The organism is Nocardia sp. BMG111209 (assembly GCF_000381925.1).
Classification (GTDB): Bacteria; Actinomycetota; Actinomycetes; order Mycobacteriales; family Mycobacteriaceae; genus Nocardia.
The window spans coordinates 412169-437493 of the sequence record NZ_KB907310.1; the positions used below are offsets into that span (position 1 = coordinate 412169).

At 70.3% G+C, this 25325-nt stretch carries 20 protein-coding genes; 12 read left to right on the plus strand and 8 right to left on the minus strand.

Annotated elements, in window-relative coordinates; all coding sequences use genetic code 11:
- The first annotated feature begins 28 nt into the window (after window positions 1-28).
- Complete coding sequence (locus G361_RS0139890) at window positions 29-721, plus strand: pyridoxamine 5'-phosphate oxidase family protein (protein ID WP_026344086.1); 693 nt, start codon at window positions 29-31, stop codon at window positions 719-721.
- A gap of 24 nt (window positions 722-745) precedes the next feature.
- Here G361_RS0139890 and G361_RS0139895 read toward each other — a convergent pair whose 3' ends face one another.
- Both G361_RS0139895 and G361_RS0139900 read right to left on the minus strand, forming a co-directional pair.
- Window positions 746-2074: a hypothetical protein gene (locus G361_RS0139895; RefSeq protein WP_231387247.1), complete on the minus strand. Its 1329-nt coding sequence runs from the start codon at window positions 2072-2074 to the stop codon at window positions 746-748.
- 84 nt (window positions 2075-2158) lie between these two features.
- On the minus strand, window positions 2159-2929 hold the full coding sequence (locus tag G361_RS0139900) for a crotonase/enoyl-CoA hydratase family protein (RefSeq protein ID WP_026344088.1): 771 nt from the start codon (window positions 2927-2929) through the stop codon (window positions 2159-2161).
- 167 nt (window positions 2930-3096) lie between these two features.
- Between G361_RS0139900 and G361_RS0139905 the strand changes: the two genes are divergently transcribed.
- The 4 genes from G361_RS0139905 to G361_RS0139920 all read left to right on the plus strand — a co-directional run bounded on the left by G361_RS0139905 (window position 3097) and on the right by G361_RS0139920 (window position 7374).
- Window positions 3097-3768: a TetR/AcrR family transcriptional regulator gene (locus G361_RS0139905; protein ID WP_019932759.1), complete on the plus strand. Its 672-nt coding sequence runs from the start codon at window positions 3097-3099 to the stop codon at window positions 3766-3768.
- A gap of 9 nt (window positions 3769-3777) precedes the next feature.
- Complete coding sequence (locus tag G361_RS0139910; protein ID WP_019932760.1) at window positions 3778-5397, plus strand: acyl-CoA dehydrogenase family protein; 1620 nt, start codon at window positions 3778-3780, stop codon at window positions 5395-5397.
- A 148-nt stretch (window positions 5398-5545) separates the two neighbouring features.
- Entirely contained in the window at window positions 5546-5839 is a 294-nt protein-coding gene (locus G361_RS0139915; RefSeq protein ID WP_019932761.1) for a YciI family protein, read from the plus strand.
- 149 nt (window positions 5840-5988) lie between these two features.
- Entirely contained in the window at window positions 5989-7374 is a 1386-nt protein-coding gene (locus tag G361_RS0139920) for a DUF1731 domain-containing protein (RefSeq protein WP_019932762.1), read from the plus strand.
- A 46-nt stretch (window positions 7375-7420) separates the two neighbouring features.
- Here G361_RS0139920 and pgi read toward each other — a convergent pair whose 3' ends face one another.
- Complete coding sequence (pgi, locus tag G361_RS0139925; RefSeq protein ID WP_019932763.1) at window positions 7421-9058, minus strand: glucose-6-phosphate isomerase; 1638 nt, start codon at window positions 9056-9058, stop codon at window positions 7421-7423.
- Between the two features lie 196 nt (window positions 9059-9254).
- Between pgi and G361_RS0139930 the strand changes: the two genes are divergently transcribed.
- On the plus strand, window positions 9255-10706 hold the full coding sequence (locus G361_RS0139930; RefSeq protein ID WP_019932764.1) for an NAD-dependent succinate-semialdehyde dehydrogenase: 1452 nt from the start codon (window positions 9255-9257) through the stop codon (window positions 10704-10706).
- Between the two features lie 109 nt (window positions 10707-10815).
- On the opposite strand, the gene G361_RS0139935 is transcribed toward G361_RS0139930, so the two are convergent.
- From G361_RS0139935 to G361_RS0139945, 3 genes are all read right to left on the minus strand, one after another.
- Window positions 10816-11124 (minus strand): chorismate mutase, encoded by a 309-nt coding sequence (locus G361_RS0139935; protein ID WP_019932765.1) that lies wholly within the window; start codon window positions 11122-11124, stop codon window positions 10816-10818.
- A gap of 243 nt (window positions 11125-11367) precedes the next feature.
- On the minus strand, window positions 11368-13845 hold the full coding sequence (gene pcrA, locus G361_RS0139940) for a DNA helicase PcrA (protein WP_019932766.1): 2478 nt from the start codon (window positions 13843-13845) through the stop codon (window positions 11368-11370).
- Window positions 13846-13940: 95 nt separating this feature from the next.
- Window positions 13941-15032: a M23 family metallopeptidase gene (locus G361_RS0139945; RefSeq protein ID WP_019932767.1), complete on the minus strand. Its 1092-nt coding sequence runs from the start codon at window positions 15030-15032 to the stop codon at window positions 13941-13943.
- Between the two features lie 606 nt (window positions 15033-15638).
- Here G361_RS0139945 and sucC point away from each other — a divergent pair.
- From sucC to purH, 6 genes are all read left to right on the plus strand, one after another.
- On the plus strand, window positions 15639-16805 hold the full coding sequence (gene sucC, locus G361_RS0139950) for an ADP-forming succinate--CoA ligase subunit beta (RefSeq protein ID WP_019932768.1): 1167 nt from the start codon (window positions 15639-15641) through the stop codon (window positions 16803-16805).
- Between the two features lie 14 nt (window positions 16806-16819).
- The gene (sucD, locus tag G361_RS0139955; protein ID WP_019932769.1) at window positions 16820-17734 is read left to right on the plus strand and encodes a succinate--CoA ligase subunit alpha; all 915 of its coding nucleotides are present in this window, start codon (window positions 16820-16822) and stop codon (window positions 17732-17734) included.
- A 229-nt stretch (window positions 17735-17963) separates the two neighbouring features.
- Complete coding sequence (locus G361_RS0139960; RefSeq protein WP_019932770.1) at window positions 17964-19064, plus strand: DUF5336 domain-containing protein; 1101 nt, start codon at window positions 17964-17966, stop codon at window positions 19062-19064.
- Between the two features lie 447 nt (window positions 19065-19511).
- The gene (locus G361_RS46305; RefSeq protein WP_019932771.1) at window positions 19512-21197 is read left to right on the plus strand and encodes a DUF6350 family protein; all 1686 of its coding nucleotides are present in this window, start codon (window positions 19512-19514) and stop codon (window positions 21195-21197) included.
- 86 nt (window positions 21198-21283) lie between these two features.
- Window positions 21284-21916 carry a phosphoribosylglycinamide formyltransferase gene (gene purN / locus G361_RS0139970; protein ID WP_019932772.1) on the plus strand — a complete coding sequence of 211 codons (633 nt, stop codon included), beginning with the start codon at window positions 21284-21286 and terminating at the stop codon, window positions 21914-21916.
- Window positions 21913-23496, plus strand: a complete 1584-nt coding sequence (purH, locus tag G361_RS0139975) for a bifunctional phosphoribosylaminoimidazolecarboxamide formyltransferase/IMP cyclohydrolase (RefSeq protein WP_019932773.1) — start codon at window positions 21913-21915, stop codon at window positions 23494-23496. The genes purN and purH overlap by 4 nt, the downstream gene beginning before the upstream one ends.
- Window positions 23497-23798: 302 nt before the next feature.
- Here purH and G361_RS0139980 read toward each other — a convergent pair whose 3' ends face one another.
- Both G361_RS0139980 and G361_RS46310 read right to left on the minus strand, forming a co-directional pair.
- On the minus strand, window positions 23799-24587 hold the full coding sequence (locus G361_RS0139980) for an AAA family ATPase (protein ID WP_019932774.1): 789 nt from the start codon (window positions 24585-24587) through the stop codon (window positions 23799-23801).
- Window positions 24588-24627: 40 nt separating this feature from the next.
- A complete protein-coding gene (locus G361_RS46310; protein WP_019932775.1) occupies window positions 24628-25317 on the minus strand; it encodes an HAD family phosphatase in 690 nt (229 codons plus the stop codon).
- Window positions 25318-25325: the final 8 nt, after the last annotated feature.

A 25325-nucleotide genomic window follows, 5' to 3' on the forward strand; every position in this document is an offset into this window, starting at 1 on the left:
GTCCCATTGGACCACACATTGTGGACATATGACCGAGTCACCTGCCGTGTCCCGCCCTCCGCTCTCGCCGACCCCGCGCAGTACCGTCAACCGTTATCGTGACCGCTCCGCCACCGACCGCGCCGCCCTGGACGCGGTCCTCGACACCGCGCTCATCTGCCATCTCGGGGTGGTCCTGCACGGCGCGCCCGTGGTCCTGCCCACCATCTTCGGCCGCTCCGGCGACACCCTCTACCTGCACGGGTCCACCGGCGCCGGAAATCTGCGCGCGGCGCTGACCGGAGACGTCTCGGTGGCGGTCACCCTGGTCGACGGGCTGGTGTACGCGCGCTCGGCCATGCACTTCTCGATGAACTACCGGTCGGCGGTGATCCACGGCCGGCCGGTGGAGGTCGCCGACCCGGACGAGCGACTGCACGCGCTGCGCACCATCGTCGAACACGCCGCTCCCGGCGCCTGGGACACCGTCCGGCCGCCGAACCGGAAGGAACTGGCCGCCACCCTGGTCCTGTCCCTGGATCTCACCGAGGCGTCGGTGAAGGCCCGTTCCGGTGGTCCCGGCGACGATGCCGAGGATCTGGACAGTCCGGTCTGGGCGGGCGTGCTGCCGGTCCGGCAGGTGTGGGAGCCGCCGATCCCGGCCGCCGATCTGGTGGCCGGAGTGGACACCCCGGACCATGTGCTGTCCCGGGTGTCGGTGCAGCGGGCGCCGGTCGCCTGATCCGGCGTCCGGTCCGCTTCCGGCTCAGCACCATTCGACGGCGGTGAGTCCCAGACTCGACAATGTGGCGCGGGCCCCGGCCGACAGCTCGGCCCGCGACGGCGACAGGGCCGGATCGAGCCCGACCAGGGCCAGCGTATAGGTGTCGCCGAGGCGGGACAGATAGCCCGACAGCCTTGTACGGGGCAGGGTTTCCGGCCGCAGCCCCGGGTGGATGGCGCGCGCGGCGATACCCCGGCACCGGTGCGGGCCCAGCCGTTGCAGCGAGGCGGGGAGTACGCCGAGGTTGGAACAGAGGATGTCGCGTTCGCCCGCGCCGCGGGACAGCCGGTACGCCAGCCGATCCGGGACCACCTGGAGGATCTCCTCGGGCAGGCCGGCGGGGCCGGTCATCCGGCGCTCGTATGCGGCACGGCATTTCGCCCGCAGCGTGGCGGGAGTGTCGGTGCGGGTGATCGCCACCTCGGTCACCGACAGGTCGTTGTCCACCCGTGGTTCGTCGCGGGTGTCCACCGGGACACTCGCGGCGATGGTGGGTTCGGGGAAACCGCTGTCCCACAGTATCTTCGCGACCGCGTGCACGAACAGGCTGTTCGCGGTGCCACCGTATCCGGCTGCGGCGCGGTCCCATTCGGCGGCCGGAACCGTCAGGACCACATCGTGGATGGCGACGGCGGTGGTGGCAGACCGCGCGCCGGTCGCGGACGGCCGGGCGGGGACACCCCGGCGCAGTGCCCGGATCGTGCCGCCCAGCACGATCGCCCACTGTTGCCGCGCATCCGACCAATCGGATTGTCCGGCAGTACTTTCGGCGTCCTCGTCCGGAGTATCAGCGCGCGCTGCCGGGGTGCAGACGCCTGCGGCCGGGCCGGATGTACCCGTGATCGGGATGCGGGACGATTCGAGCATCGCCGCGTCGATCGCGTGGATCAGTCCGCGGCCGTCGGCCAGTACGTGCGAACAGGTGAGGGAGACGGCGGTGCCGCCGTCCCCGACCGTCGCCGCCGCCAGCCGCCAGCCCGGCCCGAGTTCCGGATCCAGTGCCTCCCCTTGGGTATTCGCCCAATCCAGCAGTGCGTGCGCGGGGACGGGAGCGGGTGCGAAGGTCAGGGGATGTGCGGCCACGGTCGCCTGCCAGGCCCGGCGCGCGCCGGGCACCCGGACGCGAATCACGCGGCGGCCCAACGGTCCTCGGCGCAGGGCCGCGTGTACCCGTTCGAGCAGTTCGGGTTCCACGGGTTCGTCGGTTCGCCACACGCCTTGCAGCACGATCGGCGTTCCCATACCTCGATGGGTGCGCAGGAATATCTCGTCGACCACGCTCAGCCGAGACACCCGGCCCCGATCACGCATGCGCGTCGGACCTGCCGAGCGGGGGAACGGCGCGGCCGGGTGCGTTCATGTGGCGAGGCATGCCGTCATCGTGCCGGACCGGGATCAGGCCGGGCGGCCGCCCCGCCCGGCGCCGGCGGCGAAGCGGCGGGCGCCGGCGAGCGCGCCCTCGGGTTCGGTGAGCGCGGCGACGCCGTGGCGCAGTTCGTTGCGGATGGCCGCGGGCTCGTCCAGACCCGCCGCCTCCAGCGCCGACAACCGGTCCGAGCGCATGCAGGTCTGCGGCAGGGCGGCCAGCTCGGCCGCGAGATCCTCTGCGGCGCTGCGGGATTCGCCGTCGGGTACCACGCGGTTCACCAGGCCGATCTGCAGGGCCTCGGTGGCGCCGACGGCCCGGCCGGTGAGGATCATGTCCATCGCGCGGCCCTCGCCGACGATGCGGGGCAGTCGCACGGTGCCGCCGTCGATCAGCGGAACGCCCCAGCGGCGGCAGAACACGCCGAAGGTGCTGTCCTGCTCGGCAACTCGCAGATCGCACCAGAGCGCCAGCTCCAGCCCGCCGGCCACCGCGTACCCGGAGACGGCGGCGATGACCGGCTTGGACAGCCGCATCCGGGTCGGGCCCATCGGGCCGTCGCCGTCCTCGTCGACCCGATTGGACTGCTCGGTGCCCATCGCCTTCAGGTCGGCCCCGGCGCAGAAGGTGCCGCCCGCACCCCACAGCACCGCGATGGCGGCCTCCGGGTCGGCGTCGAATTCCCGGAACGCGTCGGCCAGTGCCCGCGCGGTCGGCCCGTCGACGGCGTTGCGTGCGTGCGGTCGGTCCAGGACGACGGTGAACACCGGGCCCTTGCGCTCGACGCGGACGCCGGGGATCTCGGCGTCCGTACGGCCGGGCTGCGCCGCAGCCTCCGGTCCCTGACCGCTCACGACCGTCCCCTTCGCCGTCCCGGCGCCCGCGGCCACTGCGCGGGCCTTCCGGATCGACCATACGTCGTGCTCCGGGCCTTGCGTCAAGAAATGAATTGATGTTCACTACTTGTATGGCATATCGCCGGACCCCCGCGGTACAGGCCCGCCTCGACGCACAGCAGCAGCAGATCGTGCGCGCGGCGGCGTCGGTGCTGGCCCGGTCCGGCTACGGCGGGCTGTCGATGGCCGCGGTCGCCGCGGCGGCGGGTGTCGCCACCGGCACCGTCTACGGCCACTTCGCGGGTAAATCCGAGCTGGTGGGCGCGGTGTTCCGGCAGGTGGTCGAGCGGGAGGTGGCGGTGGTGTCCGCGGTCACCGCCGAGGGTGCGGCGCTCGAACGGCTGGTCGCCGGGGTGGAGACCTTCGCCGGTCGCGCGCTGAAGAATCCACGGCTGGCCTACGCGATGCTCGCCGAGCCGGTCGACGCCGCGGTCGACGCGCAGCGGCTGCACTACCGGCAGGTGTTCGCGCAGAGTTTCGAGGCGGCCATCCGGGCCGGGATGGCCGGCGGCGAGATCGCCGGCCAGGATCCGCGTATCAGCGCGGCGGCGCTGGTCGGCGCCATCGCCGAGGTGATGGTCGGGCCACTGTCACAACGATCCGACGACGATCCGGAACCGGCGGGCGCCGATCGGGTGGTGGCCGAACTGGTCGCCTTCGCCCTGCGCGCCGTCGGCGCGCCGGAGTCCGGTGGGTACGAGCGATTCGCTCCGGGGCGCGAGCGGCCCGGACACGACCGATAGGAGGCAAGGGTGCCGACACACGAGGTGTTCAATCAGGTTCCGCCGATCGTCCCGTTCGACTACTCGGACAATCCGGCACTGCTGGCCGCTCTGCACCGCGAGGGCGCGGGCTGGGCCGAGGCCGAGGTCCGCGAACTGGGCGTGCTGGCCGGCAGCCCCGAGGTGCAGGACTGGGGCCGGCTCGCCAACGCGTATCCGCCGGTGCTGCACACGCACGATCGGTACGGCAACCGCATCGACGAGGTGGAGTTCCATCCGTACTGGCACCGGCTGATGGAGGTCGCGGTCGGGCACGGGCTGCACGGCACGCCGTGGCTCGACGAGCGGCCCGGCGCGCACACCGCGCGCGCCGCCAAGTTCTACACCTGGGGTATCGCCGACGCCGGTCACATGTGCCCGATCTCCATGACCTATGCCGTGGTGCCCGCGCTGCGGCACAACCGTGAGCTGTCGGCCCGGTTCGAACCGCTGCTGGGTTCGCGCAGTTACGATTTCGGCCTCCGCGAGCCGTCGTCGAAAACCGGTCTGATCGCCGGTATGTCGATGACGGAGAAGCAGGGCGGCTCCGATGTGCGCGCCAACACCACCACCGCCACACCACAATCCGACGGCACCCATCGGATCGTCGGCCACAAGTGGTTCACCTCCGCACCGATGTCGGACATGTTCCTGACCCTGGCCCAGGCGCCGGGCGGGCTGTCCTGCTTCCTGCTGCCGCGAGTGCTGCCCGACGGCACCCGCAATGCCCTACGGCTGCAACGGCTCAAGGACAAACTGGGCAACAAGTCCAATGCCTCCTCGGAGATCGAATACGAGGACGCCACCGGCTGGCTGGTCGGTCCCGAGGGCGCGGGCGTGAAGACCATCATCGAGATGGTGAACATGACCCGGCTGGACTGCGTGATCGGCTCGGCGACCGGGATGCGGGTCGCGGCGGTGCACGCGGCCCACCATGCCCGGCATCGGAAGGCGTTCGGCGCCAACCTGATCGACCAGCCCGCGATGCGCAACGTACTCGCCGATCTGGTGATCGAATCCGAGGCCGCGACCATGGCGATGATGCGCCTGGCCGGCGCCACCGATCGGGCCGCGCAGGATCCCGCGGAGGCGGCGCTGCGCCGGATCGCGCTGGCGATCACCAAGTACTGGGTCTGCAAGCGTGCCCCCGCGCACGCCGCGGAGGCGCTGGAATGCCTGGGCGGCAACGGTTATGTCGAGGAATCGGGTATGCCGCGGTTGTTCCGGGAGTCGCCGCTGATGTCGATCTGGGAGGGCTCCGGCAACGTGGCCGCCCTGGATGCCCTGCGCGCCATGGCCCGTCAGCCCGAGAGCGTGGAGGCGTACTTCGACGAGGTGTCGCGCGCCCGCGGCGGCAACCCGCATCTGGACGACGCGATCGATCGGATCGGCAAGGAGCTGACCGATCTCGGCGATATCGAGTTCCGGGCCCGCCGGGTCGTGGAGTTGATGGCGCTGGTACTCCAGGGTGCGCAACTGGTCCGTCACGGTCATGCCGCGATCGCGGACGCCTTCTGCGCCAGCCGTCTCGGCGGCGACTGGGGTATCGCGTTCGGCACGCTCCCGGCCGGTGTCGACACGACCGCGATCCTCGAACGGGCCCACCTCTGACGGCGGATCCGCCCGGCGGCCCGGACCTCGCCGAGTAGTCCGGGCCGGATGTGGCCGGGACCCGTGCCCGGCCGGTCCGCCGGAATCTCCCGCACCGGGGGCGGTCGTGGTGCGGCTCGGCGGGAGGCCGCGTGGGTTAGCGTGGCGCATGGCCTACTTCGTCCTGAAGTTCGTTCCGCATCGGCCGGATTTCCCGGCCGATCTCAGTGCGGCCGAATCCTCGGTCATGAACGAGCATTTCGCGTATTGGCAGAAATGCCTGCAGGACCGGATCGCGGTCGTCTACGGGCCGGTCGGCGATCCCGGGGGCGTGTGGGGGCTGGCCGTGGTGGAGGTCGGCACCCTCGCGGACGCCCACGCGCTGCGCGACCGCGATCCGGTGGTGGTCGGCGATCTGGGTGTGACCGAGGTCTACCCGATGCTCAACGCCCTGGTGCGCTGACACACGTTGCGGGCGGCGGCCGTTCGCGCGCGTGCGATCCGGTGTGGCACGGCTCACCGGCACTGTGTCCGCTGCTCCGGGCCGCGCCGGCGGCCGGGTGAGTAGCGACACGTTCCGGTGACCCGGTGCGGGGGTCTAGCGTCTGAATAATGGCAGGTACGACGTCGTACACGCAGTTCATGGCACTTCCGGCGGACCGATTGTGGCCGATCCTGGGGGATCTCACGCGATGGCCGGAATGGAATCCGGTGGTGGCCTCGGTCCGCCTGCACGGGCCGGCGGCGGTGGGGGCGAGCGGTGCCTATGTGCCCGCCGGACGCGTGTCGGGAACCGTGCACGCGCGGCTCGCGAAACCGTTCGTGCTCACCGGCTACGAACCCGGCCGCGAACTCACCGTCGAACAGCCCGAACCGGCAGGGGCACTGCGGATCTCGTGGCGGCTGACCCCGCGCGACGGTGGTACCGAGGTGACCCAGGACATCGGATGCAGCGGCCCCTCGGCCCCGGTGTTCCGCCGGATCATCGGGGATCGGTTACGGGATGCGACCGCGCTGGGGTTCGCGCGGCTGGCCCGGCTGGCCGGTATCGAGGAGTTCGCGACGGAGTCCGACCCGGTGAACGTCGTGATCGCCGGTGGCAGTGGGGCGCTGGGACGCCGGATCGCCGCCGATCTCACCTGCCGCGGCCATCGCGTGACCGTCCTGACCCGGCGGGCCCATCCGGAACTGCCGTTCTTCCAGGTGTGCTGGGACGGCCGCAGTGTCGGCGACTGGGCCGAGGTGCTGCGCGGGCCGGGCCGTACGGCGGTGGTCAATCTGGCCGGGAAACTGGTGGATTGTCCGCCCACCGGCCGCAATATCGCCGAATTGCGCAGCAGCCGAGTCGATTCCACCGCGGCGCTGGTCGCGGCCGCGCGGCGCCTGGAGCGGCCGATCGATCACTGGGTGCAGGCGAGTACCACCGCGATCTGGTCGGATATGGGCGAGGCGCGATGTACGGAATCGACGCCGTTGCCGATCGGCCTGCCGCAGATGACCGGGGTCGCCGAGCCGTGGGAGCGGGCCTTCGACGGCGCGAACGCCACGCACCGGACGATCCTGCGCACCTCGATCGTGCTCGATCCGCAATCGCCCGCGTTGCGCCGGCTGACCGGATTGACCCGGGCCGGGCTCGGCGGCCGGGTGGGACCGGGTGACCAGTGGTTCAGCTGGATCCACGTCACGGACTGGCTGGCGCTGGTGCGCGCCGCGCTGGGCCTCGATCCGCAGGTCCGGCTGCCCGGCGGAGTTCTGGTGGCCGCCACGGACTTTCCCGTCCGCAACCGGGAATTGATGGCCGCGCTCCGGCGGCATCTGCGCCGGCCGCCCGCGCCGCCGACTCCGGCGCCGCTGCTGCGCCTCGGCGCGATCCTCCTGCGCACGGATCCCATGCTCGGTCTGACCGGACGCCACGCCACCTCGGAGGTGTTGCCGCACACCGGCTTCCGGTTCCGCTATCCGACGCTGGACGAGGCGCTCACCGATCTGCTCGGTTAGACCGGCGCCGCCCCGGCGGGTGCCCGCCGGGGCCGCGCGACGGATGTCAGCGGTTGTCGCGGTACCAGTGGATCAGCGCGTCGGTCGACGAATCACCCTGCGAGGCGGGCTCTTCCGCGGAGGTGAGCAGCGGCTCGAGGGCCAGGGCCTGCTGCTTGCCCAGCTCCACACCCCACTGGTCGAAGCTGTCGATACCCCAGATCGCGCCTTCCACGAACACCTGATGCTCGTACAGGGCGATCAGCTGGCCGACCACCGACGGGGTCAGCTTCGGCGCGAGGATCGTCGTGGTGGGCCGGTTGCCCGGCATCACCTTGTGCGGCACCAGTTCCGGGGCGGTGCCCTCGGCCGCGATCTCCTCGGCGGTCTTGCCGAAGGCCAGCACCTTGGTCTGCGCGAACAGGTTGCTCATCAGGATGTCGTGCATGCTGCCGGTGCCGTCGCGGGTGGGCAGATCGTCGGTGGGCCGGGCGAATCCGAGGAAATCGGCCGGGATGAGCCGGGTGCCCTGGTGCAGCAGCTGGTAGAAGGCGTGCTGCCCGTTGGTGCCGGGCTCGCCCCAGAAGATCTCACCGGTGCCGGTGGTGACCGGACTGCCGTCCGCGCGAACGGATTTGCCGTTGGACTCCATCGTCAGCTGCTGCAGATAGGCCGGGAAACGGGCCAGATCGTTCGAATACGGCAGCACCGCGCGGGACTGCGCGCCGAAGAAGTTCGAGTACCAGACGCCGAGCAGGGCGAGCAGCACGGGGGCGTTCCCGTTCAGCGGCGCGGTGACGAAATGCCGGTCCACGGCGTGCATTCCGGCCAGGAACTCGGCGAACCGCTCCTTGCCGATCACCGCCATCACCGACAGCCCGATCGCCGAATCGACGGAGTAGCGGCCGCCGACCCAGTCCCAGAAGCCGAACATGTTGGCGGTGTCGATACCGAAGGCGGCCACCCGCTCGGCGTTGGTGGACACCGCGACGAAATGCTTCGCCACCGCGTCCTCGCCCAGTGCGGCGACGATCCAGCGCCGGGCCGCGGTGGCGTTGGTCAGCGTCTCCAGCGTCGAGAACGTCTTGGAGGAGATCACGAACAGGGTGGCGGCCGGGTCGAGGCCGACCAGCTTCGCGGTCAGATCGGCCGGGTCGATATTCGACACGAACCGGGCGTCGATACCGGCGTCGGCGTAGTGCCGCAGGGCCTGGTGCACCATCACCGGGCCCAGATCCGACCCGCCGATGCCGATGTTCACCACCGTGGTGATCCGGTCACCGGTCGCGCCGCGCCACTCGCCGGAGCGCACCGAATCGGTGAATTCGCCCATCCGGCGCAGGGCTTCGTGCACCTCGGTCCCGGCGTCGGCGCCGTCGATGATCATCGACTCGCCGGCCGGCAGCCGCAGCGCGACATGCCCGACGGCCCGATCCTCGGAGGTGTTGATGTGCGCGCCGGCGAACATCTCGTCGCGGCGCCGGGCCACCCCGGCGGCCTCGGCCAATTCGACCAGTAGGTCCAGGGTTTCGCGCGTGATGCGATGCTTGCTGTAGTCGATGCGCAGATCCGCGACCGTGACGGTCAGCTCGTGCCCGCGCTCCGGATCGGCGGCGAAGAATTCCCGCAGGTGCCGCTCGGCGAGGGCGGCGTGGTGATCGCGAAGTTTCTGCCAGGCCGCCGTGGCGGTGATGTCGCTGCTCACAAGTCCAGACCCTACCGGCGGCGGGGCCGCCGCGCAGGGACCGGCCCGGTCCGACCGGCCGGTAATCGCCGCGCCCGGGGCGGCGGCCTGCGCGGATACCGGGACAACATGCCGCCCTGCGGTTTCGACATGGGACATTGCACGCAATGGGTACTACTCGGGCACCGGACGGGGGTCCGCGGCTTAGGCTGAAATCATGGTGTCCGAACGTGAACTCCTCGATTCCGTACCCACACAACTCTGGATCGGCGGCCCGGTGGACGCCACCGGTGGCGCCACCTTCGCCGTCGAGAACCCCGCCACCGGCGAACCGATCACCCACGTGGCGGACGCCACGCCGGAGGACGCGGTGCGCGCGCTGGACGCCGCCGCCGCGGTCCAGGCCGAATGGGCCGCCACCCCGGCCCGCGAGCGCGCCGAGATCCTGCGGGCCGTGTACGAGGCGATCGTCGCCCGTACCGAGGACTTCGCCCTGCTGATGACCCTGGAGATGGGCAAGGCGCTGCCGGAGAGCCGCAACGAGGTGCGTTACGGCGCCGAATTCTTCCGCTGGTTCAGCGAGGAGGCTGTGCGCGTGCACGGCCGGTATCAGGCCGCGCCGTCCGGCACCGGCCGCATCGTCGTGCACAAGCAGCCGGTCGGGCCGTGCCTGGCGATCACCCCGTGGAACTTCCCGCTGGCGATGGGCACGCGCAAGATCGGGCCCGCGCTGGCGGCCGGTTGCACCATGATCGTGAAACCCGCCTCGGCGACCCCGCTGACCATGCTGCTGCTGGCGCGGCTGTGCAGCGAGGCCGGGCTGCCCGCCGGCGTGCTGTCGGTGATCACCTCGAAGCGGTCCGGCGCGGTCACCGATGCGCTGGTGCAGGATTCGCGACTGCGCAAGCTCACCTTCACCGGCTCGACCCCGGTCGGGAAGATGCTGGTCGAGAAGTCCGCGCACGGCCTGCTGCGCACCTCGATGGAACTCGGCGGCAACGCCCCGTTCGTGGTGTTCGACGACGCCGACGTGGACGCGGCGGTATCCGGCGCCATGCTGGCGAAGCTGCGCAACGGCGGCGAGGCGTGCACGGCCGCGAACCGGTTCCATGTGCACAATGCGGTCCGCGCCGAATTCACCGAGAAGCTGGTGACGGCGATGCAGGCGGTCAAGCTGGGTCCGGGCACCGATCCGGAGACCACGCTGGGCCCGCTGATCAACCAGGAGCAGCTGGACACCGTCAGCGATCTGGTCGACGACGCCACCGCACAGGGTGCGACGGTCGCGCTCGGCGGTAAGGCGCCGGGTGGTACCGGTTACTACTATCCGGCCACGATCCTCACCGATGTGCCCGCCGGGGCCCGCATCCTGCGCGAGGAGGTGTTCGGACCGGTCGCCCCGATCGTCGGCTTCGACACCGAGGAAGAGGGCCTGGCCGCCGCCAACGACACCGAATTCGGTCTGGTGGCCTATGTGTACACCCGCGACCTGGATCGGGCCCTGCGTGTCGCCGAGGGGCTGGAGAGCGGCATGGTGGGCGTCAACCGCGGCGTCATCTCGGATCCGGCCGCGCCCTTCGGCGGCGTGAAGGAGTCGGGCTTCGGCCGCGAGGGCGGGTACGAGGGCATCGAGGAGTACCTGTCCACCAAGTACATCGCCCTGCAGTGAGCCGCGCCCGGCCGTGACACCACGCGGCCCGGACATGCGAACCGCCCCGGACATCATGTCCGGGGCGGTTCGCATGTCCGGGGGAATTCCGGTCGGTCGTTGCGGTCGGCTAGTGGCCGAGGCGCCCGCGGCCCAGTCGCAGCAGCAGCATGGCCAGCGTGTGGCCCTCCTGGCCCAACTCGCTGAAACGCTCCAGCACCTTCATCTCGCGGGAGTGCACGAGACGCGGGCCGCCGTTGGCCATCCGGGTGCGGCCGATCATTCGCGAGACCTCGGTACGCCGTTTGACGGCGGCGAGGATCTCGGCATCGAGCCGGTCGATCTCCTTGCGGAGTTTGTCGATGTCCGCCTCGCTGGTGGGCAGCGATGAGTCGGACCCGGTCGCCGGTTGCTCCAGCGGTTCGGTAGAGGTGCTCATACTTTCTCTCCTCGTGTCAGAACTTCGATCGGCAGGCGGACGTCACCTGTTACGACCGGTTCCTACACCGTGAAACTGACCCGATAGGTCTCGTATTATCCCCCGTCAGTGTGCGCTCATCTGCACGAACAACGGCCCGAATACGTCGAGGGCCGATCGGACAGCAGGATCTGGATGAGCGCCGGACATGCGGCCAGTCTGCCACGCGTACGTAGCAATGCAAAACAGTTCCCGAGCGATCACTCACAACTTGACCAGAGTGCGACTGTACTGCGGGATCAGCCGGATGGTGCCCGCGCTGCCGAAGTCGATGGTGACCGTCGCCACCGGGCCGAGCCCCTCGACCGAGACCACCCGGCCCAGGCCGTACTTGTCGTCGCTGACCCGGTCGCCGACGGCCAGGACCAGGTCCACGTTGTTGCGTTTCGCCGCGGCCGAGGGGGCCGGGCGGCGCTCGCCGCCGCCGCGTACTCCGGGCCGCGCACCGGCGGACCAGCCGTCGCCGCGGGTCCAGTCGCGTTCCTGGCCGTCCTCCTCGCCGCGGCGCCGGAAACCGCGGCCACCGGCGGACGCCGCCGGCTCGAGCCGCTGCCAGTCGATCAGGTGCTGCGGAATCTCCTGGAGGAAGCGCGATTCCGGATTGGACACCGGCTGCCCCCAGCCGGAGCGGATCACCGCCCGGGTCAGATACAGGCGCCGGCGGGCCCGGGTGAGACCCACATACGCCAGACGGCGTTCTTCGGCCAGCTCGGTCGGATCGCCGAGTGCCCGCATGTGCGGGAACTGACCGTCCTCCCAGCCGGTCACGAAGACGACCGGGAATTCCAGCCCCTTGGCGGTGTGCAGGGTCATCAGCGTGACGACGCCGGAGCCCTCGTCGGGGAGTTGGTCGGAGTCGGCGACCAGGGAGACCCGCTCCAGGAAGGCGGCCGGCGAGCCCGGATCGGGCTCACCCTCGGCGGCCTCCGGGACCAGACCCTCGGCCCGCGCGGCCTCGACGTCGTTGCGGGCCTCGGAACTGAATTCGCGGGCCACGCTGACCAATTCGTTCAGGTTGTCGAGGCGGGCGCCGTCCTGCGGATCGTCGGAGGCCTCCAGTTCGGCGCGATATCCGGTGCGGTCGAGTACCGCCTCCACCACGTTGCCCACATCGGGGAAGTCGAGATCGTCGTCGTCCCGGTCGCCGGCGGCCCGGATCTCGTCCAGCAGGTCCAGGAAGCCCGCGATGGCCCGCTGCGCGCGGGTGTTGAGCAGTGCGACCTTGCCGTCGGCGGCCTCGCGCAGCGCTTGCGCGAAACCGATGGCGCGCTGCTCGGAGTGCACGGCCACGCAGGCCTCGGCCCGGTCACCGATGCCGCGCCGGGGCGTGTTGAGGATGCGCCGCAGGCTCACCGCGTCGTCCGGATTCTCCAGCACCCGCAGGTACGCGACGATATCGCGCACCTCCTTGCGCTCGTAGAAGCGGACGCCGCCGACCACCTTGTACGGCAGGCCCATCCGGATGAAGATCTCCTCCAGGGCCCGGGAGTTGTTGTTGGTGCGGTAGAACACCGCCACGTCGGCGTAGTTGTAGTCGCCGCCGTCGACCAGCCGGTCGATCTCGCGGGCCACGAACGCGGCCTCGTCGTGCTCGTTGTCGGCCACGTATCCGGTGATCAGGTCGCCGTCGCCGGAATCGGTCCACAGCCGCTTGTCGCGGCGGCCCTCGTTGCGCGAGATGAGCGCGTTGGCCGCGGACAGGATGTGCTGGGTGGAGCGGTAATTCTGTTCCAGCAGAATGGTTTCCGCATCCGGGAAGTCGCGCTCGAACTCCTCGATGTTGCGGATGGTGGCGCCGCGGAAGGCATAGATGGACTGGTCGGCGTCGCCGACCACGCAGAGCTCGCTGGGTTCCACCTCGGTGCCGGGGGTGTGATGACCGACGAGCTCGCGCACCAGCACGTACTGCGCGTGGTTGGTGTCCTGGTACTCGTCGACCAGGACGTGCCGGAAGCGGCGGCGGTAGTACTCGGCGACCGGCGGGTGGTTCTGCAGCAGCGCGACCGTCTCGCCGATGAGGTCGTCGAAGTCCATGGCGTTGGCCCCGCGCAGCCGGCGCTGGTACTCGGTGTAGACCCGGGCGACGATGCGCGGCAGCTCGCTCTCGTCGGACTCGGCGTCGGCGGCGGCCTGCGGCGGGTCGATGAGTTCGTTCTTGAGGTTGGAGATGGCGGTGGACAGCAGGCGGGGCGTGTACTTCTTGGCGTCCAGATCGAGGTCGCGCCCGATCATCGCGAGCAGGCGGCGGGAGTCGTCGGCGTCGTAGATGGAGAAGTTGGAGTTCAGGCCCGGCAGCAGCGCGGACTGGGTGCGGAGGATGCGCACGCAGCTGGAGTGGAAGGTGGACACCCACATGCTCGCGGCGCGCGGCCCGATCAGACCGGCGACCCGCTCGCGCATCTCCGCGGCGGCCTTGTTGGTGAAGGTGATGGCCAGGATCTGGCCGGGGGTGACCCCGCGCGCGGCGAGCAGATAGGCGATGCGCCGGGTCAGCACGGCCGTCTTGCCGGAGCCCGCACCCGCCACGATGAGCAGTGGTGAGCCGGTGTGCACGACCGCGGATCGCTGCTGCGGGTTGAGCCCCTCCAGTAGCCGGTCGGCTCGCTCCTGGGCCTCTCGGGCACGGTCCTCGCGCCGGGCATCGCGTGTCTGCTGATCCGTATCAACCACCGTCGTTTCCATCGCCCATCCACGCTACCGGCGAGCACCGACAGACACGAACGAACGGGGTGCGGTGGGCCGCCGGGGACAGGATCGGATGTCCGGCGGCCGGGCGCTCAGTCGCGTTCGACACCCAGGGAAATACCGCGCGAGGCGAGCCAGGGCAGCGGGTCGACCTTGTCGTTCCCGTTGAGCCACACCTCGAAATGGCAGTGCGGACCGGTGGAGAAGCCGCGGTTGCCGACGGTGGCGATCTGATCGCCCGCCATGACGCGCTGACCGACCGAGACGACGGCGGTGTCGACGTGGCCGTAGACCGTGATGGTGCCGTCGTCGTGCTTGAGCCGCACCCACATACCGAATCCGGAGGCCGGCCCGGCGTCGATCACGGTGCCGTCCTCGACGGCGTAGATCGGGGTGCCGATCGGCGCCGCGATGTCGACACCGAGATGTTCGGCGCCCCAACGGGTTCCGAAGCCCGAGGTGAAGGTGCCGTTGGCGAACTTGGAGTAGATGGGCCGCAGCTTCGCGTCCTCGATGGCGGCGAGATCGGCCGCGAATTTCTGCCCGTGCTGCAGGATGTCGGAGAACTGGCTCACATCGGCGGCCGGTGCGGCGTTGAGCACCTGCGGCGACTGCGCATCGGCGGCGCCGGCGTCGGTGATGCTGACCGCCTGTGCGGCGATCTCGTGGACCTGGCCGCCGGCCTGGTAGTCGGCGGTGGCGGGGTGGTGCCCCCCGGTGGCCGCCATCTCGGCCTGGCCGGCCGCGACGACCGCGCCGGCGGCGACGGCCACCACGGCGGCCCGGCCCTTGAGCGAGCTGGGCGGGGCGGGAGTGCGGTGGGCGCCGGCGCGGCGGCCCTCCCGGCCGCCACCGAGTCCGTCGCCGGGGCGATGGTCCGGATCGAGTCGGCCGACCTCGAACGGATCGTCGACGGCCGCGTACTCGTAGTCCTCGTGGCCGGTGGCGGCGGGATCGTAGGTGTCCCAGGCGTTCCAGCTGCCGGAGTCGGGTCCGGCGGGATTGTCGGCGGGGGACCAGGCGTTCCAGTCGGCCGCGCCACCGGCGGGCCGGGGGGCCGGTTCGGCGCCGCCGAAGGATTCCGCACCACCGAAGTAGGGGTGGTTGTCGAAGGATTCTCCGTCACCGCGATAACGCCGGGCGGACTGTGCTCGATGGACGGGCTGTAGGGGGCGAGGGCTCATCGGCGCAGTCCTGTGAATCGAGGGTGGTACGAGGAGGAAGACGGTTCGCCCGCTGCACGGCTCGCTGTGTGGCGGCTCGCTACCTGCGGAACGCGGTACTGCGTCAAGCCTGCCGTCCTCTCGTGTCCGAAAATCTGGTGTCGGGTACGGACCCGGCGGTGCATCGTCGCGCTCCCGGACCCGGTACGACACCCTTGTCGTGACCGCGTTGTGACATCAATCGCTTCGACGGTAACGAAACGATTGCAGGGCGGCAAGCGCTACGACCCATCCATCCAAGCATGTGAGATTGATCACGGTAACAAACCGGAATATCCCACTGTGTGGGGGGCACTGTGCGCGAACTCTTCCACTACCAGACGTAGTAGATGTGGGCCGAACCGAACTTCCCCGGTTCTACCTGCCACACCTGGCCGGAGCTACTCGCCGGTAGTGATGGCCAGCGGAAACTTCCTCCCGCCGATGGCCCCGTGACCTGCGCCACTTAGCATGTATGTGGCTGATTTCCCATCCATGTCGCTGATTAAAGTCCGATCCGACCCGCCTCCGACGACGGGCCGCCAACAGAAGTCGTTGTCACAGCAACGCAGACGAGACGGTGAGTACATGGATCTCTTCGAATATCAGGCGAAGGAGCTCTTCGTGAAGCACGGAGTGCCTTCGTCGGAAGGCCGGGTCACCGACTCGGCTGAGGAAGCGCGGGCGATCGCTACCGAGATCGGTAAGCCCGTGATGATCAAGTCGCAGGTCAAGGTCGGTGGGCGTGGTAAGGCCGGTGGCGTGAAGTACGCCGCCACCCCGGACGACGCGTACGAGCACGCGAAGAACATCCTGGGCCTGGACATCAAGGGCCACATCACCAAGAAGGTCCTGGTCGCCGAGGCCAAGGACATCGCCGCCGAGTACTACATCTCGTTCCTGCTCGACCGCTCCAACCGGACCTACATGGCCATGTGCTCGGTCGAGGGCGGCATGGAGATCGAAGAGGTCGCGGTCCAGAAGCCCGAGATGCTCGCCAAGATCCCGGTCGACGCGGTGAAAGGTGTGGACCTGGCGTTCGCGCGTTCCATCGCCGAGCAGGGCCACCTCCCGGCCGACATCCTCGACACCGCCGCGGTCACCATCCAGAAGTTGTGGGAGACCTTCGTCGGTGAGGACGCCACCCTCGTCGAGGTCAACCCGCTGGTGCGCACCCCCGACAACGAGATCCTCGCCCTCGACGGCAAGGTGACCCTGGACGCGAACGCCGAGTTCCGCCACCCGCAGCACCTCGAGTTCGCGGACGTCGACGCGACCGACCCGCTGGAGCTCAAGGCCAAGGAGCACGACCTCAACTACGTCAAGCTCGACGGTGAGGTCGGCATCATCGGCAACGGCGCCGGTCTGGTCATGTCCACGCTGGACGTCGTCGCCTACGCGGGCGAGAACCACGGTGGCGTGAAGCCCGCCAACTTCCTCGACATCGGTGGCGGCGCCTCGGCCACCGTGATGGCCAACGGCCTCGATGTCATCCTGGGCGACTCCCAGGTCAAGAGCGTGTTCGTGAACGTCTTCGGCGGTATCACCTCCTGTGACGCCGTGGCGAACGGCATCGTGAAGGCCCTGGAGATCCTGGGCGACAGCGCGACCAAGCCGCTGGTGGTGCGGCTCGACGGCAACAACGTCGAGCTCGGCCGCAAGATCCTCGCCGATGCCAACCACCCGCTGGTGACCATCGCGCAGACCATGGACGAAGGCGCCGACAAGGCAGCCGAACTGGCTGCGGCCAAGTAAGGAACGCGAAGAACATGTCCATCTTCCTGAACAAGGACAACAAGGTCATCGTCCAGGGCATCACCGGCGGCGAGGGCACCAAGCACACCGCGCTGATGCTGAAGGCCGGCACCAACGTCGTCGGCGGTGTCAACGCGCGCAAGGCCGGCACCACCGTGTCGCACGTGGACTCCGACGGCAATGCCGTCGAGCTGCCCGTGTTCGCGTCCGTGGCCGAGGCCATCGCGAAGACCGGCGCCGACACCTCGATCGCGTTCGTGCCGCCGGCCTTCTCCAAGGACGCCATCATCGAGGCCATCGACGCGGAGATCCCGCTGCTGGTGGTCATCACCGAGGGCATCCCGGTGCAGGACTCCGCGTACGCCTGGGCCTACAACGTGGAGAAGGGTCAGAAGACCCGGATCATCGGCCCGAACTGCCCCGGCATCATCACCCCGGGCGAGTCGCTGGTCGGCATCACCCCGAACAACATCACCGGCAAGGGCCCGGTCGGCCTGGTGTCGAAGTCGGGCACGCTGACCTACCAGATGATGTACGAGCTGCGGGACTTCGGTTTCTCCACCGCCATCGGCATCGGCGGCGACCCGGTCATCGGCACCACCCACATCGACGCCATCGAGGCGTTCGAGAAGGACCCGGAGACCAAGATCATCGTCATGATCGGCGAGATCGGTGGCGACGCCGAGGAGCGGGCCGCGGCCTACATCCAGGCCAACGTGACCAAGCCGGTCGTCGGCTACGTCGCCGGCTTCACCGCGCCCGAGGGGAAGACCATGGGCCACGCCGGCGCCATCGTCTCCAGCGGCGCCGGTACCGCGCAGGGCAAGAAGGAGGCCCTCGAGGCCGCGGGCGTGAAGGTCGGTAAGACGCCGTCCGAGACCGCCGCCCTGGCCCGCGAGATCCTGGAGAAGGCCGCCGTCAGCGCCTGATCTCCGAGCACACACCCGAGGGCCGCCTTCCGATCGCCGGGGGCGGCCTTCTCATTTGCCTCCCGCACACCCTCCTGGAGATCGAGAATCGGCAGGTCAGCACGGCGAGTGTGACATTCCGGGCCGATCATGCCGGTTCGGTGGCCGTGACCGGGACGTCTGCGTGCAGTAGCGTCGGAAGCGCGTTCAGCGCGTCAGACCACGATGGACTCGACAAGGAGACGACGACATGTCATACCCGACCGGGGGATCTGGGTACAGCGGACCGGCGCCGGCACCTTCGTCCGCGCCGGGCTACGGTCAGCAGCCGACCGGCGCCGGGGCGGTCCATCCGGGCGCGCCCGCGGCGGGTCCGACGGGGCCCGGCGCCGCGGGACCGGCCGACGCCAAGGGCCTGCCGTTCTACCTCACCATCGCCGTCACCGCGCTGGGCATCGTCAACTTCCTGCTCGGCTTCCTGAAGTTCGAATCCTTCGACCTCACCGCCCGCGGCAGCGTCACGACCGACCGCGACCTGTTCCAGCAGGGCGGCTTCGCCGCCGTGGCGTTCCTGCTGTTCGCCGGTCTGGTGGCGGGAATCTCGTTGCTGCCCAAGCAGAACGGCCACCATGCCGTGGTGGCCGCCGCCTCGGCGGCGGGTTTCCTGTCGGTGCTGTTCCAGGCGCTGGACCTGGGACCCGGGTTCGGTCTGACCGGGGCCGCCTGGGCGCTGATCATCCTGGCTCTGGTGCAGGCGGGCGCCGCCGTCTTCGGGCTGCTGCTCGAGTCGGGCGTGCTGTCGGCCCCCGCGCCGAAGCCGGCCGCTCCGCAGGGCGGATTCGGCGGTCCGGGTGGCGGATACGCGCAGCCGCCGGCGTACGGTTCCGCGCCGCAGCAGTACGGCCAGCCCGGTCAGGCCTCGCCCTACGGTCAGTACGGCCAGCAGCCTTCCTACGGCGCGCCGCAGCCGGGTCAGCAGCCCTACGGCCAGCAGGCCCCGTACGGCCAGCAGCAGTACGGCCAGCAGCCCTACGGGCAGCCTCCTGCGTACGGCCAGCAGCAGGCCTACGGCCAGCAGCCGACCGTCGGTTTCGGCGCCGCGGCGCAGCAGCGGCAGCAGCCGGAGCAGCGGCAGCAGCCGGCCACCGGTGAGGAGGCCGCGACCCAGCACTTCGGCTCGGTGCCGTCGGCCTCGCCGTACGGCGGCGCGGGCTACGGCCAGAGCTCGTCGGCCGGCCAGCCCCAGCAGTCCGGTCAGGGCGGCTCGGCCGAACCCTTCGGCACCGAACAGAACGCCGACCCGGCCGCCGACGCCACCCGGGCCTTCCGCCCGGAGGACGACAAGCAGTAGGCCGCATACCGGTCGGTGCCGCCGGGCTTCGACCGGGCTGCGGGCTCTGACCGGGCCGCCGGTCCCGACTGGCCCGCGAGGCCGTGGGCTATGACTGGGCCGCCGGGCTGCGGGCTCTGACCGGGTGCTGGCCGCGGGTCCTGACTGGGCCGCAGAGTCGCGGGTCCTGGCCGGGCCGCGGGGTCGTGGTCTGACCGGGCAGGGTCGCGGGTCTGACCGGACCGTAGGGTCGCGGGTCTGGCCTGGTCGCGGGTCCTGACCGGCCCGCCGGGTCGTGGGCTCTGACCGGGCCGCGGGGCCGCGGGGCCTGCCATCGTTCAGTGGCGGCCGCTGGAGAGTGGTCGGCGCGCCTGACTTGCGGGTGTCGGGGAAGCTGCCACGCTGGTGTGTCGTGGTGAGATTCTGGCTGGGGAATTCATGAGATCGACTCCGACTCGGTGGAACAGCTTGCGGCAGAACCGTTCCGGTGGTGCCCGGCGGGACGCGGCGCGGCGGCGGGCCGCGATCCAGGATCCGGTGTTCGGATCGCTGAGCCCGCAGCGGGCCCGGGTGCTGCTCGTGGTCGCGGCGCGATCGTCGAGTTTCACCATGGTGGCCATCGTTCTTGTGGTGATCGGCACGCTGCTCGGCGCCGACAGCGGTCTGACCGGCGTCTCCGGCGCGATCGCGGCGGGCTGGCTCGAGGTGCACCAGGTTCCCCTGGTGGTCGGCCGCACCGAACTCGGGGTGCTGCCGCTGCTGCCCACCGCGCTGGTGTTGTGGCTGACCATGCGCGATTGTGCGCGGGCGGTCGAAACCGATTGCACGCGTGCGGATCTGGGCTGGATCGTGGCGGCGGCGCTGGCCGGGCCGCTGCTCATCACGGCGGTCTGCCTGGCCGTGGCGGAGGACGCCACGGCGGCGGTCGCGTTGCAGCCGCCGCATACGCTCACCGCCTTCGGCTGGGTGGCGGGCCTGCATCTGGTGGCCGCCGCGGTCGGTATCGCGGGCCGCTGGTTCTCCTTCCCGCGAGCGCGCCGGGATCTGATGGCGGCTCTGCCGGGGTGGGCGTTGCCGGGCGCGCGGATCGGGCTCCGCTCGGTACGGCGGCTGCTGCTGGCGAGCGTCGCGGTCACCCTCGTCTCGTTCGTGGCCAACTGGTCTCACGTCGGCGACACCTATCACGCCGCGGGCAACACCGCCGGTGCGCTCGGGCTGACCGCGTTGTCGCTGGCCTATCTGCCGAATGTGGTGATCGACGCGGCCTGTGTGCTGCTCGGGGCGAACGTGCACGTCGGGGTGGGATCGCTGGATCTGTTCGGGATCACCGGCGGGCCGATGCCGGCATTGCCGGTACTGGCGGCGGTGCCCGAGGGGCCCGCGGCCGGCTGGTGGCCGGTGCTGCTGCTGATCCCGATCGCCGTCGGCGTCCTCGCCGGGGTGGACTGCGCGCGAGTGATCTGGGACGCCAACCGTTTCGAGCTCGGATTCGACCGGGCCACCGCGCCGTGGGCCACGCTCACGGCGGCGGGTGTCGGGGCGCTGCTGCTGACGCTGCTCGCGGCGCTGGCCGGGGGAGTGGCCGGCACCTTCGGCGCGATCGGGGCGGGCACGCTGCTGTCGGCCGGACTGGCGTTCGGCTGGTTCGCGGTGGCCGGCTACGCGGGCATGGTGACGGCGCGGCGGTTCGGCCTCGCCCCGGCCACCCGGCCCGCCGATGATTTCAGTCACTTCGAACACGCCTACGACGACGGCTACCGGCTGCACGACGGCCCCGATCTGGAGGTCGAGGTCGACGGCGAACTGCTGGAGGACGGCCCGCTCGACGACGACGCGGTGGACGACGAATACGGCGAGTACGCCGACGACGAGTACGCCGACGATGACTATGACGACGGCGAATACGACGACGGCGAATACGACGAGGACGACGAATACGAGGACGAGGACGAGGCGGCGGAGCCCGCCGCGGCCGGGCACGAGGACCACGAAACCGACTACCACGAGGCCGAATTCGAGGACGACGACGAATACGGCCCGGACGGCCGTCCGGTCGTGGTGCACCCGGCCCGGCACGACGACGCGGACGAGATCCTGGACGCCGAGGTGGTGGAGACGGACCTGCCCGACGAGGACGGTAGGGGCGCTCGATAGGCTGGACGCGGCGGTAGCACGAACGCCGCGATCCCGCAGCCGAACACACAGGGAGTAGAGCTCTGACGACCTCGCCCGCCCACTCGGTGCCGCCGACGGCACCCGCGACCGTCGTCGTCCTCGCCTCGGGCACCGGATCGCTGCTGCACGCCCTCATCGACGCGACCGGCGCGGACGGCTATCCCGCGCGCGTCGCCGCGGTCGGGGTCGACCGGCCCTGCCCGGCCACCGGTCATGCCGAGGCGGCGGGCATTCCGCACTTCGAGGTGGCCCTCGGCGCGTATCCGGACCGGGCCGCCTGGGACATCGCGCTGACCGAGGCGGTCGCCGCACACCGGCCGGATCTGGTGGTGCTGGCCGGTTTCATGAAACTGCTCGGCCCCGAATTCCTGGCCCGGTTCGGCGGCCGCATCCTCAACACCCATCCCGCGCTGCTGCCCTCCTTCGCGGGCGCGCACGGCGTGCGGGACGCCCTCGCGTACGGGGTGCGGGTCACCGGGACCACCGTGATGCTGGTCGACGCCGGCGTCGACACCGGGCCGATCCTCGCGCAGGAGGCGGTGCCGGTGCTGCCCGCGGACGACGAGGCTTCCCTGCACGAGCGAATCAAGGTGGTGGAGCGGCGGCTGCTGGCCGAGGTGGTCGCCGCCGTCGCCACCCGAGGCATTGTCTCCGACGGACGAAAGGCAGTTATCCCAGATGAGCGAGTTCTGCGGTGAGTGAACGCGGCGAACGGATCCCCATCACCCGGGCGCTGGTCAGCGTCTACGACAAGACCGGTCTGGTGGAGTTGGCGACCGGATTGCACGCCGCGGGCGTGGAACTGGTCTCGACCGGCTCGACGGCGGCCCGCATCGCGGAGGCCGGCATCCCGGTGACCAAGGTGGAGGAGCTGACCGGATTCCCGGAGACCCTCGACGGCCGGGTGAAGACCCTGCACCCGCGGGTGCACGCGGGCATCCTCGCCGATCTGCGCAAGCAGGAGCACGCCGATCAGCTCACCGAACTGGATGTGCGGCCGTTCGGGCTGGTGGTGGTGAACCTCTACCCGTTCACGCAGACCGTGGCCGGCGGCGCGAGTATCGACGAATGCGTCGAGCAGATCGATATCGGCGGACCGTCGATGGTGCGCGCGGCGGCGAAGAACCATCCTTCGGTGGCGGTGGTGGTCTCCAGCGGCGACTACGACCGGGTGCTGGCCGCGGTGGGGCAGGGCGGTTTCACGCTGCCCGAGCGAACCGCGCTGGCCGCCAAGGCTTTTCAACACACCGCCAGTTACGATGTGGCCGTTGCGAGTTGGATGACCAATGTCGCCGCCCCGGCCGCCGAGCCGGAATCCGAAGCGGTGCAACAGTTCCCGGACTGGGTCGGCGCCACCTGGAATCGCGCCGACGTGCTGCGCTACGGCGAGAACCCGCATCAGGCGGCCGCGCTGTACCTCGGTGAGGGCGGCCCGGCGGGCCTGGCGCAGGCGAAGCAGTTGCACGGCAAGGAGATGTCGTACAACAACTACACCGACGCCGATGCCGCGTGGCGGGCCGCCTACGACTTCGCCGATCCCGCGGTGGCGGTCGTGAAGCACGCCAACCCGTGCGGTATCGCCGTCGGCACGGATATCGCGGAGGCGCACCGCAAGGCCCACGCCACCGATCCGGTGTCGGCGTACGGCGGTGTCATCGCCGCCAACCGCGAGGTGTCGGTCGAGATGGCCGAACAGGTCGCCGAGATCTTCACCGAGGTCGTGGTGGCGCCCGGCTACGCCAACGGCGCGGTGGAGGTGTTGCAGCGCAAGAAGAACGTGCGCGTGCTGGTGGCCGAGCCCGCGCAGCGCCGCGGCGCGGAACTGCGCCCGATCTCCGGTGGCGCGCTGCTGCAGGACCGCGACACCCTCCAGGCCGCCGGTGACGAACCCGGGAACTGGACCCTCGCCGCGGGCGAGGCGGCCGACGAGTCCACCCTGCGCGATCTCGCGTTCGCGTGGCGCGCGTGCCGTGCCGTGAAGTCGAATGCCATCCTGCTGGCCGATGCCGGCGCCGCGGTCGGCGTCGGTATGGGTCAGGTGAACCGGGTCGACTCCTGCCGGCTCGCGGTGGAGCGCGCGGGCGATCGGGCCAAGGGCGCGGTCGCGGCCTCCGACGCCTTCTTCCCGTTCTCCGACGGCCCGCAGATCCTGATCGCCGCCGGGGTGCGCGCCATCGTGCATCCGGGTGGTTCGATCCGGGACAAGGACACCGTCGAGCTGTGCCGCGAGGCCGGAGTCACGTTGTACCTCACCGGTTCCCGGCACTTCGCACACTAGGCCCGGAACGCGGGAGGCCCTGCACGACACCGTCGCGCAGGGCCTCTTTTCATCCAGGTACCGGGCCGCCCTTCATCCCGGCCCCCGGGTCTCGCTCGGGCGGCGAGGACGACCTCCGACATGTCCCCGTTCCCGCTATCTCATCGCTGCGGGGATCGGGAACGTATCAGTCGAATTCCGGCCAATCTCCGGACCGGCCGCGGAAAGGCCGAAGCCCTGCACGGGTCTGCGGAATCCGTGCAGGGCCTCGTCGTCCAGGTGCCGGACCCCGACTCATTCCGGCCCCCGGGGCTTGCGGGCGGTCAGTAGCGCATGGCGTACGCCAGCCGTTTGACCGGCGATTTCTTCCGTTGCGCGGCCTTGAAGCGGTCGTCCTCCTGGAGCACCTTGGTGGCCGAGGAGACCCGGCTCTGCGCCTCGACGACCGCCTCCGCCACCGACATCACGGTGGGCAGCTCGAACAGTTCGATGATCCTGGTGAGTCGTTCCTCGACGGTGCCGCCGACGACCTCGTACGGCACGCCGAGGTCCTTGATCACCTGCAGCAGCGTGACATCGGACAGCTTCCGGAACGGTTCGGACACCGGCCGGTGCCCGTCCGCCTTCATCGGAAACTCCACGGGCAGATGGACATACGCGTCGTAGAGGCGGGCGGCGCGGGCCTTGGAGATATCGCCGAAGATATCGGTGAACTGGTTCACCGGCGCCTTGCGGCCGATCCCGGCGATCGACTTCACGATCCGCAGCGGCAGGCCCGCACCGGGATTGATGCCGACCCGCATCCGGGCCACGCCGTACACCCATTCGTGCACGACCGACCCGTCGGAGATGAACGAGCCGTCCCGGGATTCGTTGTGCACCCGCTCCTCGAACCGCCGCAGGCCCAGCTGCAGCAGTTCGATCGAGTTGAGTTCCATCACGGTCTTGCCCGGAACCAGATCCACCAGCAGTTCCCGCGAGGTGAGCGCGTGGGTCCGCGGGATGCCGGTGAGGATCGACAGCGCCTCGGTGGTGGTGCTCTTACCGGTCGAGTAGGTGCCGGAGATGGCCAGTTTGATGCTCTCGCGCTGCTGCCCGTCCACCAGGTACACGGTCGGTCTCCTATCTTCGAGATATGGATCGGTTCCGCCGTCAGGCGGCCGGATCGGTCAGCACTTCCCAGCCGCGCCGGCGGGCCAGATGTTCCAGGGCCGGATCGACCGGCACGACCGCCGGATGCCCCACCCGCTCCAGGATCGCGACATCGCTGACGTGATCGCCGAAGCCGTAGTCACCGGCGAGATCGTGGCCCGGATAACCGGCCACGAAGGTCTCGACGGCGGTGCGTTTGGCGGCGCCGATCAGGGACCGCCGCACCGCGCCGGTGTAGCGGCCGTCGCGCTCCTCTAGTTCGGTGCACAACAGCGGCGCCGGTACCGCACCGCCCATCTCGCTGGCGATCGGGCGCAGGCAGGCGGCGAACGAGCCGGACACCAGCACCGTCCGGACGCCGTCGGCCGCCAGTGCGCGCAGGCGCGCCACCACCGGAGCCCGGTAGTGCTGATGCGCCCGGATCAGTTCGTGCCAGCCCCCGGCGGCGGTTTCCACCTCCGCCACCGCGATCCCCGCCCACAGCCGGTAGTACTCGATGTTCAGCGTTTCCCGGGTCGCACCCGATTCGGCCAGCCGCTGCATCCGCGCCCGGTTCCGCTCCAGCTCCGGGATGCGCCCGGTGGCATCGAAGAAGAATTCGGCGAAGTGGTGCAGGGTGCTGATCCGCAGCAGGGTGTGGTCCACATCGGTGAAGGCGAACCGGGTGCGCTGGGGGCGGGGAGTCGACACGTCGTCTC

Excerpts from the sequence above, each read along its gene's own strand:
- G361_RS0139890 (WP_026344086.1), top strand. The coding sequence starts at position 29 with ATGACCGAGTCACCTGCCGTGTCCCGCCCTCCGCTCTCGCCGACCCCG.
- G361_RS0139895 (WP_231387247.1), bottom strand. The coding sequence starts at position 2,074 with ATGCGTGATCGGGGCCGGGTGTCTCGGCTGAGCGTGGTCGACGAGATA.
- G361_RS0139905 (WP_019932759.1), top strand. The coding sequence starts at position 3,097 with ATGGCATATCGCCGGACCCCCGCGGTACAGGCCCGCCTCGACGCACAG.
- G361_RS0139915 (WP_019932761.1), top strand. The coding sequence starts at position 5,546 with ATGGCCTACTTCGTCCTGAAGTTCGTTCCGCATCGGCCGGATTTCCCG.
- G361_RS0139920 (WP_019932762.1), top strand. The coding sequence starts at position 5,989 with ATGGCAGGTACGACGTCGTACACGCAGTTCATGGCACTTCCGGCGGAC.
- G361_RS0139930 (WP_019932764.1), top strand. The coding sequence starts at position 9,255 with ATGGTGTCCGAACGTGAACTCCTCGATTCCGTACCCACACAACTCTGG.
- G361_RS0139935 (WP_019932765.1), bottom strand. The coding sequence starts at position 11,124 with ATGAGCACCTCTACCGAACCGCTGGAGCAACCGGCGACCGGGTCCGAC.
- pcrA (WP_019932766.1), bottom strand. The coding sequence starts at position 13,845 with ATGGAAACGACGGTGGTTGATACGGATCAGCAGACACGCGATGCCCGG.
- G361_RS0139945 (WP_019932767.1), bottom strand. The coding sequence starts at position 15,032 with ATGAGCCCTCGCCCCCTACAGCCCGTCCATCGAGCACAGTCCGCCCGG.
- sucC (WP_019932768.1), top strand. The coding sequence starts at position 15,639 with ATGGATCTCTTCGAATATCAGGCGAAGGAGCTCTTCGTGAAGCACGGA.
- sucD (WP_019932769.1), top strand. The coding sequence starts at position 16,820 with ATGTCCATCTTCCTGAACAAGGACAACAAGGTCATCGTCCAGGGCATC.
- G361_RS0139960 (WP_019932770.1), top strand. The coding sequence starts at position 17,964 with ATGTCATACCCGACCGGGGGATCTGGGTACAGCGGACCGGCGCCGGCA.